The organism is Nesterenkonia sp. F (genome assembly GCF_000220985.1).
In the GTDB taxonomy this organism is placed as follows: Bacteria; Actinomycetota; Actinomycetes; order Actinomycetales; family Micrococcaceae; genus Nesterenkonia.
On the sequence record NZ_AFRW01000112.1, the window covers coordinates 1 to 12,380 of the forward strand.

A 12,380-nucleotide genomic window follows, 5' to 3' on the forward strand; every position below is an offset into this window, starting at 1 on the left:
AGCATGTGGCCGATGCGCCAGCCGCCGTGCAGGCAGCCCAGCCCCACGCAGCAGGGCGAAGGCCAGCAGGATCGGCAGCAGCCAGGGCTGCAGGTCGAGGCCGGCGCTCTGCGAGGCGAGCAGGAGCACGAAGATGTAGCGCTGGCCCTGCTGCACTCCGGTGCCGAAGCTCGTCACGCCCGCGCAGACCGCCTGCGCGGCGCGGCTGGTGCTGTGGACGGCGTCGGGATCCCGGCCCTGGGCCGCACGGACCGCCAGGAAGACCAGCAGATAGGCGGCGCCGAAGGCGACCAGCGGGGTGACCAGCAGATTCAGCACCGGCGAATGCCAGGGGAGGGCGAGGACCTCGGTGGAGTCGGCGCCCTCGAGCAGCATCGTGGCCAGCGCGCCTCCGATCAGCCCGGCCAGCAGCCCGTGCGTGGTCGACGTCGGCACGCCGCGCAGGTAGGTGGTGATGTTCCAGCTCAGCAGGCCGATCAGCGCGCCGGCGACGACCAGCAGCACCAGTTCGGTGTCCATCTCGGGGAAGGTGAACCAGCTGAACAGCTGGTTGCCGAGCGGATAGGTCATCACGACGCCGGCGGCGTTGGCGCCGGCGGCCAGGCGGGTCGCCGCCCGGGGGCTCAGCGCCCGGGTGCGCGTGGGGATGGCGATGGCGTTGGGGACGTCGTGCAGCCCGGTGACGATCAGATTGGGCACCAGCAGCACGGCGACGGCGACGAGCAGGACGATCTCCACGTCGGGTCAGGACTCCCGCACGATGATCGAGCCGGCCGCGGTGGCGACCTCGCGCAGGCTCTCCACCGCCATCATCATGGTCACCGACAGCTGCGTCTGCTGGTGCGCCAGGTTCGGCTGGAAGGCGCCGTCGGAGGCGGTCAGCCAGGCGCGGTGGGTGCGCTGGGCCTGTTTGGTGAGCCGCTGTATCTGGCCCCAGTACTCCTCGAGGAAGTCGAAGTCGTCCAGCCGGGCCATCGCCTCCACGGTGAGGTCCGCCTGGCGGCCGAGGATCTCCAGCTGGTCCGAGGTGTGCCGGGTCAGCCGCTGCTGGCCGCGGGCGATGAACAGATCCCCGACGCTGACCACGTGCTCCAGCGAACGGTTCAGCATCTGGGAGAGCGCGTAGATGTCCTCGCGGGGCAGCGGCGTGAGGAAGACGCTGCGGATGGAGGTCATCAGACGGGCGTGGAGGTCCATGGTCGTGCCCTCCAGGCCGACCAGGTCCTGGTGCAGCGACTCGCGCTCGGTCTCGGGGGTGCCGATGACCTCGGAGAGCAGGTTGATGCCGTGGCGGAGCTCGCGGGCGATCTCCACCAGAAGATCCACGACCTGGGAACGTCCCGGGGTGCGGCGTGCGGTCATCAGTCTGGTACCTCGGGGTGGAAGGGCGGGTGCAACGGATTCGCCGGCCTGCTGCCGGAGGGGATCGGGCGCGCCGCAGGGGGCGACGGGCCCGGGCGGCCGGACGCCGTCGTCCGGTGGAGAAGTCTATACGCCTCGCGTTAACCGCATGGTACGCCGTGTGCCGGCCTCGGAGGTTCCCTCGCGTCGAGGTGTCGTCGACGCCGGGCGACGAGGGCCCGGTGAGCGGCCGGGCGGCCTCGGGCGGGCGGGAAGCCGCCCGGCGGGCATGAGCAGAGCCCCGGGAGTCCAGAGACTGCGGCCGGGGCTCATGCCGATGACGTTGAGGTGTGCCGGGCTGGGAACGCCTCACGGCGCGTGGCCGCTCGAAGCGGCTTGTGATTGGAGCCCGGGGGTTACCTGCAGCCCGGCACGTCTCCAGTGTCCACCGGCGCGGGGCGGGCGGTCAACTGTGTGCGGGGACGGCGGATGTGAGTCCCCTCGCACCCGCCGGCATCGTCCGGCCGACGCGATGGCCGGAGGTGAGGCTGCTCGCGTCGACGGCGGCGCCGAGCGGGCGGGCGGTTCAGGCATAGGACGTCTGTTCGTTATATGATGTTCAGATGACGTATGGGTGGATGACGCGTATCCGGCGGTGGCCGTACACCTTCGCCGTGTGCCTGTCCCTCGTGGTCGGGGTGACTGCGATGGTGGCCTCGGCCCATGTCGGCGTGCCGCTGAAGGACCCCGACGGCTTCCTCGGGCCGGCCTACGTCCGTCTGCCCCTGCTGGCGCTGCTGATCTTCGCGGCCGGGATCATCCCCGCCGCTCTGCGCCGCCGCAGCTGGCGGGAGCTGCCGCAGGGCGTCATCGACGTGGTCCGCTATGAGTGGAGCCTGTACCGGGTGTTCGCCATCGGCGTCGGGCTGCTGGCCTTCTACTGCTGCTACGTCGGTTATCGGAATCTGAAGAACGTCCTGCCGATCTATCGCGACGGCGTGCTCTTCGACGAGCAGCTGCTGACCTTCGATCGCTGGCTGGGCGGCGGAGTGGATCCGGCCGTGCTGCTCCACACGATCCTGGGCACCGGCCTGACGGCGGACTTCCTCTCCTTCATCTACCTGGCCTACCTGCCGCTGGTGCCCCTCAGCCTGGGCTTCTTCCTGGTCTGCAGCCGGAGGATCTCGGTGGGGGCCTGGTATGCGACCGCACTGAGCCTGAACTGGGTGCTGGGCGTGGTCAGCTATTACCTGATCCCCTCGCTGGGGCCGATCTTCGCTCGCCCGGACCTGTTCCGCGTGCTGCCGGAGACCGGAGTCAGCGACCTGCAGGGTTCGCTGCTCTACAACCGGCTGGACTTTCTGGCCGATCCGACGATGAGCGAGAAGATCCACGGCATCGCCGGCTTCGCCTCGCTGCACGTCTCGGTCACCTTCACCGCCGCGCTGTTCATGCACTACACCGGCCAGCGTCTGCTGATGCGCGTGTGCGCGTGGACCTTCTTCGGTCTGACCATGGTGGCGACCCTCTACTTCGGCTGGCACTACATCCCGGACGACATCGCCGGCATGGCCATCGGCTGGGCCTCCGTGGCGATCGGCGCCTGGGCGACCGGCAACACCCGACGGCGTCGGCGCTCCGTCGACGAGGCCGTGCTCGACGCCGAGCTGGCCGACCGGGACGACGACGCGGCGGTCGCCCGCCCCGTGGGTGCCGGTGCGGCCGCGACGCCCGAGTCCCCGGTGGTCGCCGAGGCCGAGTCCGCGCTGCGCGACCGGCGCTGAGCGGCGCCGCGCCGACAGTCCCGGATGCACGAAGACCCCCGCTCAGGAAGTCCTGGTCGGGGGTCTCTCGTCGTGGGCCCTGCGGGGATCGAACCCGCGACCTGCGGATTAAAAGTCCGATGCTCTGCCAGCTGAGCTAAAGGCCCGTGATGCGGCCGGAGGGCGCGCCCGGCCAGCATCCATCCTAGCCCATGGAATCGGTGTCCGTCCGGTCCGCCGGAGGACTTCGGAGTGCCCGCGCCGCGTCCCGGGAGCTGAACGTCCCGGCGGCGACGGCGACCTCGACGCCGCCTGTGGAGAACGGATCGCGCCGTCGTGCCGCGTCTGCGACCCTGGTGGTCAGACCCGCTGCGCGGCATAATCGTCCCCACCGGAAGGAGGCGTGATGAGCACCACACCCCGTCATCGCCGACCCAAGATGACCGAGCCTGCGGTCTTCGACAACCAGGAGGGCGGTGCGGATCCCGCCGCGATCTCCCAGGCGGCGCACGACACCGCTCATGCTCTCGTCCACCACGGCCGGGACTCCGACGATCCGGAGATCACCGAGCGCTTCATCCGGCTGGCCGAGACGGAGGGGATCGAGGCCATCGCCGAGCTGTGGTCCGACTCTCCGGCGCATTCCCTGGCGGGCAGCCTGTGGCGGATCTACGCCATCCGGGCCGCCGTGCAGGCGGATCCCGATCGGATGGCCGCCTATTACCGGGCCGGCCGCAGCGCCTCGACGCCGGAGGTGATCGCCGGAGTCCCCGAGCCGCCGACCGCCGAGGAGATGACGAAGCTCGCGGACATGGTGCTGGCGGGGATGTACAGCGGCGACATCGACGTCGCCTTCGACCGCGCGGCGGCGTTCTGCCGCATCATCGCCCGCGGTCAGGCTCACTCGGCCGACGATCAGAGGTCCGGCACGCACCAGGAAGCGGCGCGACTGACGTCGCAGGCCGGACAGCTGGTGCGCACGGCTGAGGAGCTGGAGAGCTCCGCACGGGCGCAGCGGGCCGGTACGCTCGACTAGATCCCCCCCCCCCCCGCCGGCGGCGATGCGCCGATCCGTCGTGGGTGACGACGTCGCCGCGGCGACGCAGACGGCGCGCGCAACGAGAAGAGGATGGACGGCCGTCACGGACGGTCGACGAGACGAGGGGAACACCACGATGAGCGGGTTCACACCACCGGGCTCCCGGCCCGACGACGAGCACGGCCGACCGGGATGGCAGCCGCCGGCCGACGATGCCCGCGGGCCGCAGGACGAGCAGAACATGCCGACGCAGCCCCAGGAGCCCGGGCATCCGGGGTCCTGGGGAGCGGCCGGCGCGCCGGGCGAGTCGGGTCAGCCGGGACCGTCCGGCCAGCCGGGACCGCCGCCCCAGCAGCCGCCGCACCCCGGCCCCTACGGCCAGCCGCCCCAGCCCGGAGAGCCCGGCCAGCCGGGCCCGGGGGGCCAGCCGCCGGTCTACGGCGCCCAGCCCCCGGGCGGCGCCGCCGGCGGACCGGGAGGCCCCGGAGGGCCCTACGGCCCCGGTGACGGCCCGGTCGGCGCCGGCGGATCCGGCGGCAGCGGCCCCGGCAAGGGCGTCATCCTGGGCATCATCGGCGGCGTGGTCGGCCTGGTCATCATCGTCGTGGTCGTCCTGGTGCTGCTCATCGGTCAGGGCGGCGACGAGTCCGAGGACGGCGAGAACGCCGAGGCCGTGGACGACGCCGCGTCCGCACCCGACAGCGCCGTGGAGGCATACCTGACCGCCCTTGCCGAGGGCGACGCCGAGACGGCTCTGAGTCTGATCGAGAGGCCCTCGGACACCACCTATCTCACCGACGAGGTGCTGGCCGCCTCGCTCGAGTCCGCGCCGATCAGCGGCATCGAGGTCACGCCCGTCGAGACCGACGAGTTCGACGTCATGAAGGAGGTCACCGCCTCTTTCACCGTCGGGGAAGAAGATGTCACGCAGCGCTTCCAGGTCGGCAACCAGGACGGCACCTGGAGTGTGGAGGGCACGACCGACCTGCGCCTGCCGGACGCCGGCGATCTGCCGCTGACCGTCAACGGCGTCGAGGCGAGCGCCGACGACGCCTACGTCTTCATGGGTGCCGCCTACACCATGGGCATCGACCATGAGAACTTCACGCTGGAGGGCGGCGAGCAGCTGCTGGCCGACGGGACCAGCATGTTCTCGATGGACACGGAGGTGACGCTGAGCGAGTCCGGCCTGAGCTCCTGGCGACAGGTGGTCGGCGACGCCGTCGACGAGTGCCTGTCCTCACCCCAGCGCGAACCGGGCTGCGGCCTCGACTCCCCCAGCGGATCGACGTCTACGGCGAGGGCTATGACATCGTCTCGGACAGCATCGAGCGCTCGATGGACTCCAGCGCCGAGCAGGAGCTGCAGTCGATCGAGCCGCAGCTGGACAGGTCCAGCCCCAATCTGGCGAGCAGCTACATCTCGGGCAGCGTCGAGGCAGTCATGGACGTTCGGGCCGGCGGCGGTCGTGAGCAGGTGGAGACGACTCAGTCCTTCGCCGATCCAGTGGTCGACATGACCGCCGAGGAGCTCACCGTCGAATGGGAGTGAGTCCCGGATGACCGGCTGAGCCCGCGCAGCGAACACCGTGACCTCCGGCTCCGCCCCGGCGCGTGACGTGCCGGGGCGGGGCCGGACGCGTCTGGTCTACACTTCCCGCGTGCCGCAGAACACCACAGCCTCCGTCGACGACCCCCGCCCTACCGGTGAGGAGATAGTCCAGACCCTGCCCTGGCGCTGGAACACCCAGGGCCGCATCTTTCTCATCGGCGGCCTGGGCTTCATGTTCGACGCCTGGGACGTCTCGCTCAACGGCGTGCTCATCCCGCTGCTCAGCGAGGAATGGGACCTCACCGCCGCCCAGGCCGGGCTCATCGGCACCGCCAACCTCATCGGCATGGCCGTCGGCGCGGTGCTGTGGGGGACCATCGCCGACCGCATCGGCCGGCGTCGGGCCTTCGCCTGGACGCTGCTGGTGTTCTCGCTGTTCACCCTCGCCGGGGTGCTGACCACCGACATCACCTGGTTCGTCGCCTTCCGCTTCCTCGCCGGCGTGGGCCTCGGCGGCTGTGTGCCGGTGGACTACGCCCTGGTCGGCGAATTCACTCCGGCGAAGCATCGCGGACGCGTGCTCACCGCCATGGACGGCTGGTGGCCGATCGGCGCGACGCTGGCCGGCGTCGTCTCCGCCTGGCTGGTCGGCACCTGGGGCGACTGGCGGCTGCCGCTGCTGGCGATGATCCTGCCGGCGATGCTGATCTTCTCCGTGCGGCTGGGCATGCCCGAATCCCCGCTCTTCCTGATCCGGCAGGGTCGCCTCGACGAGGCGCGGCGGATCATCGACCGGCTCGTCGAGCGGACCGGAGCGACGCCGCGGGACTACGTGCTGCATGCCGGCGTGCCGGCGCAGCGTCTCGGCCTCGGCGGCATCGTCACCCAGCTGCGCCGCGTCTGGGAGCACAGCTGGCGCATCACGCTGGTCGCCTGGCTGCTCTTCCTGGCGGTGATGACCGTCTACTACATCGCCCTGCAGTGGATGCCGCAGGTGCTCATCGAGGCCGGCTACGAGCAGTCGCGGGCCTTCATCACCTCCGCCGGGATGGCCGGCGTCGGGCTGCTCGGCGTGATCGTCTCCACCCTGCTGGTCGAGCTCCTCGGCCGGCGGCTGCTGCTGGCGGTCACCGCGCCGGCGGCCACGGCGCTGCTGGTCGGCCTCGGCGGCGTGCTCCACCTGCCAGACGCCGTGCTGACGATGGTGCTGGGCTACGGGCTGCTCATCCAGGTGGCCATCCCGGTGCTCTACACCTACGTCTCCGAGCTGTATCCGACGGCGCTGCGCGGATCGGGCTTCGGCTGGGCCTCGACGATCTCGCGCATCGGCGCCGGCGTCGGACCGCTGCTCTTCATGGGGCAGCTGGAGCCGGCTCTGGGGCTCTCCGGAGCGTTCGCAGTCTGCCTGGCCGGCGTCGTCGTCGCCGTGGCGGTGATGCTGGTGCTCGCCCCGGACACCACCCGCCGGCGGCTGGACTGAACCGCTTCGACGCAGCCGTGTCCCCGTCCTCCCGCCGGGGTGCGGCGGGCGGACGGGGACACGTGCGGGGTCGGGGTGGGGCCGGGGCGGGGTCGATCAGGAGCCGGTGCCGACCTCCTGCCGGCTCTGCGGGTAGCGGATCTCCTCGACCATCTCCTGCACGTGCCGGCTCGGCGGCGCGGTGAGGTTCGAGACCACGATGGTCACCGCCGCGTTGACCACGGCACCGATGGCGCCGATGCCCTCCGGGCTGATGCCGAAGATGTGGTCGTTGGCGCCGGTGCCGAAGATCTCCAGCGTGTAGATCATGTACCCGCCGGTGAACAGCAGGCCGGCCAGCATGCCGGAGGTGGCGCCGGGTCCGTTCGCCCGCTTCCAGAAGATGCCCAGGATGATCGCGGGGAAGAACGTCGCCGCCGCGAGTCCGAAGGCGAACGCCACCACCTGGGCCACGAACGCCGGCGGATTCACGCCGGCGATGATCGCGACGACGATCGCTCCGGCCATGGCCAGTCGCCCGACCAGCATCTGTTCCTTCTCCGAGGCGCCGGAGTTCCGGCGGAAGACCCGGAAGAACAGGTCGTGCGAGGCCGCCGAGGAGATGACCAGCAGCAGTCCGGCCGCCGTGGACATCGCCGCGGCCATGCCGCCGGCGGCCATCAGACCGATGATCGGAGCCGGCAGGCCGCCGATCTCCGGGCTGGCGAGCACCAGGATGTCGTTGTTGACGATCAGGTCGGCCCCGGAGGCGGCGTTGTTCGACACCGTCTCGATGGTGTCGACGCCGTCGGCCACCTGGACCAGTCCCGTCTGCCCCCAGGTGTCGATCCAGCTGGGCAGCTCGTCGGCCGAGGCGCCCTGCACGCCCTGCAGCAGGTTCAGCTTGGTGAACGCGCCGACCGCCGGAGCGGTCAGGTACAGCAGCGAGATGAAGAACAGCGCCCAGAAGACCGAATAGCGGGCTCCGCGGACCGTCTTGGTGGTGTAGAAGCGGATGATCACATGGGGCAGGCCCGCGGTGCCGAGCATCAGCGAGGCGGTGACCAGGAAGACGTCGAGCTGGCCGCCGTCGCGTCCGACGAAGGCCTCGCTGAAGGCGTGCAGACCGAACTCCCGGCCCAGTGCGTCCAGCTCGGCCAGGATCTGCCCGTAGGAGATCTGCGGGATCGGCAGGCCGGTGGTCTGCTGGGCCACCGCCACCGCCGGGATCAGGTAGGCGATGATCAGCACCGTGTACTGCGCGACCTGGGTGTAGGTGATGCCCTTCATGCCGCCCAGGACCGTGTAGATGAAGATGATCGCCGCGGCGACGATCACGCCCCAGGTCAGGTTCAGGTTCAGGAAGCGGCTGAAGACGATGCCGCCGCCGTTCATCTGGCCGACCACGTAGGTGAACGACACCAGGATGGCGGTGATGGCCGCGACGACGCGCACGCCCTCGGAGTACCGGTCGCCGACGAACTCCGGGACGGTGTACTTGCCCCATTTGCGCAGGTACGGCGCCAGCAGCAGCGCCAGCAGCACGAAGCCGCCGGTCCAGCCCATCAGGTAGACCGAGCCGTCGGAGCCCAGGAAGGCGATGAGTCCGGCCATGCCGATGAACGAGGCCGCGGACATCCAGTCGGCGGCGACGGCGGCGCCGTTGGCGAAGGCCGGCACGTCCTGCGAGGCGACGTAGAAGTCCTTGGTCTCCTTGACCCTCGAGCGCCAGGCGATGGTGATGTAGATGCCGAAGGTCAGGATGACGAAGACGAAGGTCCAGATCTGGATGTCGGTCATCGCCGCTCACCGTCCTCTCCGCGCTCGGAGACCCCGAACTCGTCGTCGATGCGGTCCATCCGCAGCGCGTAGATGAGGATCAGGATGACGAAGGTGATGATCGAGCCCTGCTGGGCGAACCACAGCCCCAGCGGGAAGCCGAGGATCTCGATGGTGTTCAGCGGCTCGATGAGCAGGATGCCGAATCCGTAGGACACGACGAACCAGACCGCCAGCAGCGAGACCATCAGGCGCAGGTTCTTCTTCCAGTAGCGCTTCCGCCAGTCGTCCTGGTCGGTCACGCCCCCGGAGGTGCTCTCATGCGGTGCATCAGCCATGGGAGCCTCCCTTCTGTCCGGTGCGAGCGCCCGGACCTGGAGTCCGGGACGTCGGAGCGGGTGATCATGCGTCGCCGGCGGCGGCGCACGCGGTGCACACCGACAGCACACGGCACTGTGAGTCCCATCACAAGCGCCGCGCCGCCGGAGGGCGGTGCGTCTTCGCCGGCGGTCGCCGGGCGTCGTCGAACGGTCGCTCGGGGGTCGCGCGGCCGTCCGCGGCCTCGCGCCGACCACTCGTGGCGCTGAATGCGCCGTTCGTCGAGCCGTCCGGCCTGCGACGACGTCTGTGAGAGGCATCACTCCTAGACTGGACGCATGTCCAGAGCCACCAGCACGACGACGGCGCCGCAGGGGATCTTCGGCGGCATCAGCGCGCGCCTGAAGGAGGGCAGGGCCACCGGCTGGGGCGTCTTCCACGGCGGCAGCCGGGCGATGATCATCGGCGGGCTGATGCTGATCGTCTCGGCCTTCCTGCCCTGGGTGGTCATCCCGATCGCCGAGCAGAGCTTCAGCCTGCGCGGCACCGACGGCCCGGGCATCGTCACGCTGGCGGTGGGCTTCCTGGCCTTCGCCGGCGCCTTCGTCCCGCGGCCGATGCTGGCCGTCGCCCATGCGCTGATCCCCGGAGTGCTCGTCGCGCTGATCACCGGCGCCCAGATCGTCCGGATCGTCCAGCTCTCGGCCACCACCGGCTCCTGGGGCGGACTGCTGCCCGGGATGGGTCTGGTGCTGGCCGTCGGCGGGGCGATCGTGCTGCTGCGAGCCGGGGTGCGGATGTGGCGCACCCGGCCGACGGCGGCATGATCCCGCGGATCGGCGCGCACGCCGACGCGGCGTGACCGGCGGCATACACTGGCCTCATGCGCCCACCGGAGCCTGAGGACCTCGGCGACGTCGCCGGGACCGAAGTGCGCGACACGCCCGCCGAGGTCGACGCCGTCTTCCGCACGCAGCGGCGCATCGCGGTGACCTACTTCCTGCTCTTCCTGCTCCTCGTCGCCGCCTTCCCGGTGCTGACGCTGGTCTCCGACTGGTGGCTGGAGGCCCGGCTGATCGGCGACCTCAGCCCCGGGTTCCTCACGGTCGCCGTCGGGCTCTACGTGCTCTTCGCCGCCATCGGCATCGCCGCGGCCACGCTGAGCTCCTCGGTGGAGTCGCGGATGCTGGGCACCGACTCGCACGCCGACTCGTCCGCCGACTCCACGTCTGCCGCCGACGCCGACGGGCGCGCGGACGCGCCGGCCGACCGGCGGGAGGGCCCCGGATGAGCGCGGTGTCGGTGGTGACCCTCGCGGGGGTCTTCGTCGTCGTGCTGGGCGTCTCCTTCCTCACCCGTCCGCGCCGCTCGTCGACGGTGGACTTCTACCTGGCCGGCCAGCGGGTCGGGGTGCTGACCAACTCCTGGGCCATCTGCGGCGACTACCTCTCGGCGGCCTCCTTCCTGGGCGTGGCCGCCGCCGTCTACGTCTCCGGCCTCGACGGCGCCTGGTACGCGGTCGGCTTCGCCGCCGGCTTCGTGCCGGTGCTGCTGCTCGTCGCCGCGCCGCTGCGACGCTTCGGCGAGTTCTCGTTGGCCGACTTCCTCGGCCGACGTCTGGGCTCGGAGGGGGTGCGGCTCTCGGCGGTCGGCGTCGTGCAGCTGGTCATCCTCTGCTACCTGGTTCCGCAGTCGGTCGGCGGCGGCATCACCTGGGAGCTGCTGGTCGGCCACGGGGTCCTCGGACTGAGCCCGTACGCCACCGGGGTGCTGGTCTGCACCGCGGTGATCGCCGTCGTCGTCTCGTTCGGCGGGATGCGCGGGACCACCTGGAACCAGGCGGTGCAGTTCCTGCTGCTCTTCGGCGCGCTGGTCTGGCTGGCCTCCTCGGTCACCGGCGACGGCTTCCGCTACGGCGAGCAGGTCGCCGAGCTCAGCGCCGAGTCGCTGAGCAATCCGGAGCCGACCGGCGACGGCGGCTGGGCGCTGGTCGAGCAGCAGAACCACATCGACGGCGACGAGCCGGCGGTCTTCGGCCAGCCCGGCGCACGCTACGGGCAGCTGGGCCAGGTCGCGCTGGTGGTCACCCTGGGGCTGGGCACCGCGGGGCTGCCGCATGTGATGAACCGCTGCTTCACCGCCCCGACGGGACGCGCGGCGCGGACGACGACCGTGTGGGTGCTGCTGTTCATCGGGGCCTTCTACGCGCTGGCGGTCATGCTCGGCACCTCCGCGCGCGGGGCGATCCCCGAGGCCGCCGCGACCCGCCCCTGGCTGCAGCGGCTGACCGTCGACGGCGTGCTGCGCGTGCCCGAGCACGCCCTGCCGGTGCTCGGCCGCATCCATGGCGGCGAGACCGGGCTGGGGCTGGTGGCCGCCGCCGCCCTGATCGCGGCGATGTCGACGGTGGCCGGACTGCTGCTGGCCTCGGCGGCGACCTGGGGACATGACGTCTACGAGCGGCACATCAACCCGCGGGCGACGCAGAAGCAGGCCGTCCGCGCCGGACGGATGGTCACGCTGCTGGCCGCCGGCGCCGCGGCCGCGCTGGCCATCGCGCTGCGTCCGGAGGCCTTCACCCCGGCGGTGCCCTCGTTGGTGGCCACCATGGTCACCTGGGCCTTCGCCGTGGCCGGCTCGGCGCTGACCCCGGTGCTGGTGCTCAGCATCTGGTGGCGCCGCACGACGGCGGCCGGCGGCGTGGCCGGCATGCTCACCGGCGTTGCACTGGCGGTGGGGATGTTCTCGCTGGGCGGCATCCTCGAGGCGCCCGCGGCCGTCGGCGAGCTGCTGGCCACCCCCACGCTGGTCGCCGCTCCGGCGGCCGCGCTGGTCACCGTGCTGGTCTCGCGGCGCACCGCGCCCCCGACGACGTCGAGGCCAGCTGGGTGCGGATGCACGGCACCGCGGCCGACCGCGCCGCCGAGCGGCTGGCCGCCCTGACGATCGCCGATCGACGCGGGGGAGGAGGCCGCGTGCGCGGTAGCGTCATCCTGGCCGTCGCCGTGGCGGTCATCTGGGCCGTGGTGCTGCTCGTCACCCAGGGACTGGTGCGTCCCGCGCTGGGCACAGTGCCGACGGTGCTGGTCGGCTGTGCGCTGAGCGTGGCGGTGGTGCTGGGGTATCCCTC

Annotated in this window: 11 protein-coding genes and 1 tRNA gene; 7 read left to right on the plus strand and 5 right to left on the minus strand. The window is 71.3% G+C overall.

The features are described from left to right. Nucleotides 1–738 (minus strand): inorganic phosphate transporter (locus GU5_RS0109345; RefSeq protein WP_010525318.1); only part of this gene is annotated, 738 nt, incomplete at its 3' end. A 6-nt stretch (nucleotides 739–744) separates the two neighbouring features. Next, the gene (locus GU5_RS15040; RefSeq protein WP_010525319.1) at nucleotides 745–1,362 is read right to left on the minus strand and encodes a DUF47 domain-containing protein; all 618 of its coding nucleotides are present in this window, start codon (nucleotides 1,360–1,362) and stop codon (nucleotides 745–747) included. Between the two features lie 653 nt (nucleotides 1,363–2,015). Between GU5_RS15040 and GU5_RS0109355 the strand changes: the two genes are divergently transcribed. Next, entirely contained in the window at nucleotides 2,016–3,125 is a 1,110-nt protein-coding gene (locus tag GU5_RS0109355; protein ID WP_139084406.1) for a phosphatase PAP2 family protein, read from the plus strand. A 73-nt stretch (nucleotides 3,126–3,198) separates the two neighbouring features. Here the strand turns inward: GU5_RS0109355 and GU5_RS0109360 are convergent. Beyond that, nucleotides 3,199–3,271, minus strand: a tRNA-Lys gene (locus tag GU5_RS0109360). Nucleotides 3,272–3,510: 239 nt separating this feature from the next. Between GU5_RS0109360 and GU5_RS0109365 the strand changes: the two genes are divergently transcribed. From GU5_RS0109365 to GU5_RS0109375, 3 genes are all read left to right on the plus strand, one after another. Beyond that, nucleotides 3,511–4,140, plus strand: a complete 630-nt coding sequence (locus tag GU5_RS0109365; protein ID WP_010525321.1) for a hypothetical protein — start codon at nucleotides 3,511–3,513, stop codon at nucleotides 4,138–4,140. A 244-nt stretch (nucleotides 4,141–4,384) separates the two neighbouring features. After that, on the plus strand, nucleotides 4,385–5,662 hold the full coding sequence (locus GU5_RS17300) for a hypothetical protein (protein WP_158217723.1): 1,278 nt from the start codon (nucleotides 4,385–4,387) through the stop codon (nucleotides 5,660–5,662). A gap of 141 nt (nucleotides 5,663–5,803) precedes the next feature. Continuing rightward, nucleotides 5,804–7,174: an MFS transporter gene (locus tag GU5_RS0109375; protein WP_029514174.1), complete on the plus strand. Its 1,371-nt coding sequence runs from the start codon at nucleotides 5,804–5,806 to the stop codon at nucleotides 7,172–7,174. Between the two features lie 96 nt (nucleotides 7,175–7,270). Here the strand turns inward: GU5_RS0109375 and GU5_RS0109380 are convergent, their stop codons facing one another. Beyond that, nucleotides 7,271–8,953, minus strand: coding sequence for a sodium:solute symporter family protein (locus GU5_RS0109380; protein ID WP_010525324.1), 1,683 nt, complete (start codon nucleotides 8,951–8,953; stop codon nucleotides 7,271–7,273). After that, on the minus strand, nucleotides 8,950–9,270 hold the full coding sequence (locus GU5_RS0109385) for a DUF4212 domain-containing protein (RefSeq protein ID WP_010525325.1): 321 nt from the start codon (nucleotides 9,268–9,270) through the stop codon (nucleotides 8,950–8,952). The genes GU5_RS0109380 and GU5_RS0109385 overlap by 4 nt, the downstream gene beginning before the upstream one ends. A gap of 318 nt (nucleotides 9,271–9,588) precedes the next feature. On the opposite strand from GU5_RS0109385, the gene GU5_RS0109390 reads away from it, so the two are divergent. From GU5_RS0109390 to GU5_RS15975, 3 genes are read left to right on the plus strand one after another with little or no spacing between them, the layout of a single operon-like run. Beyond that, nucleotides 9,589–10,077, plus strand: coding sequence for a hypothetical protein (locus tag GU5_RS0109390; RefSeq protein WP_010525326.1), 489 nt, complete (start codon nucleotides 9,589–9,591; stop codon nucleotides 10,075–10,077). A gap of 56 nt (nucleotides 10,078–10,133) precedes the next feature. Further along, on the plus strand, nucleotides 10,134–10,541 hold the full coding sequence (locus GU5_RS15050; RefSeq protein ID WP_010525327.1) for a hypothetical protein: 408 nt from the start codon (nucleotides 10,134–10,136) through the stop codon (nucleotides 10,539–10,541). Continuing rightward, the gene (locus GU5_RS15975; protein WP_202797593.1) at nucleotides 10,538–12,193 is read left to right on the plus strand and encodes a cation acetate symporter; all 1,656 of its coding nucleotides are present in this window, start codon (nucleotides 10,538–10,540) and stop codon (nucleotides 12,191–12,193) included. Before GU5_RS15050 ends, GU5_RS15975 begins: the two co-directional genes overlap by 4 nt. Nucleotides 12,194–12,380: the final 187 nt, after the last annotated feature.

Coding starts and splice junctions, on each gene's coding strand:
- GU5_RS15040 (WP_010525319.1), bottom strand. CDS start 1,362: ATGACCGCACGCCGCACCCCGGGACGTTCCCAGGTCGTGGATCTTCTG.
- GU5_RS0109365 (WP_010525321.1), top strand. CDS start 3,511: ATGAGCACCACACCCCGTCATCGCCGACCCAAGATGACCGAGCCTGCG.
- GU5_RS17300 (WP_158217723.1), top strand. CDS start 4,385: ATGCCGACGCAGCCCCAGGAGCCCGGGCATCCGGGGTCCTGGGGAGCG.
- GU5_RS0109380 (WP_010525324.1), bottom strand. CDS start 8,953: ATGACCGACATCCAGATCTGGACCTTCGTCTTCGTCATCCTGACCTTC.
- GU5_RS0109385 (WP_010525325.1), bottom strand. CDS start 9,270: ATGGCTGATGCACCGCATGAGAGCACCTCCGGGGGCGTGACCGACCAG.
- GU5_RS0109390 (WP_010525326.1), top strand. CDS start 9,589: ATGTCCAGAGCCACCAGCACGACGACGGCGCCGCAGGGGATCTTCGGC.
- GU5_RS15050 (WP_010525327.1), top strand. CDS start 10,134: ATGCGCCCACCGGAGCCTGAGGACCTCGGCGACGTCGCCGGGACCGAA.
- GU5_RS15975 (WP_202797593.1), top strand. CDS start 10,538: ATGAGCGCGGTGTCGGTGGTGACCCTCGCGGGGGTCTTCGTCGTCGTG.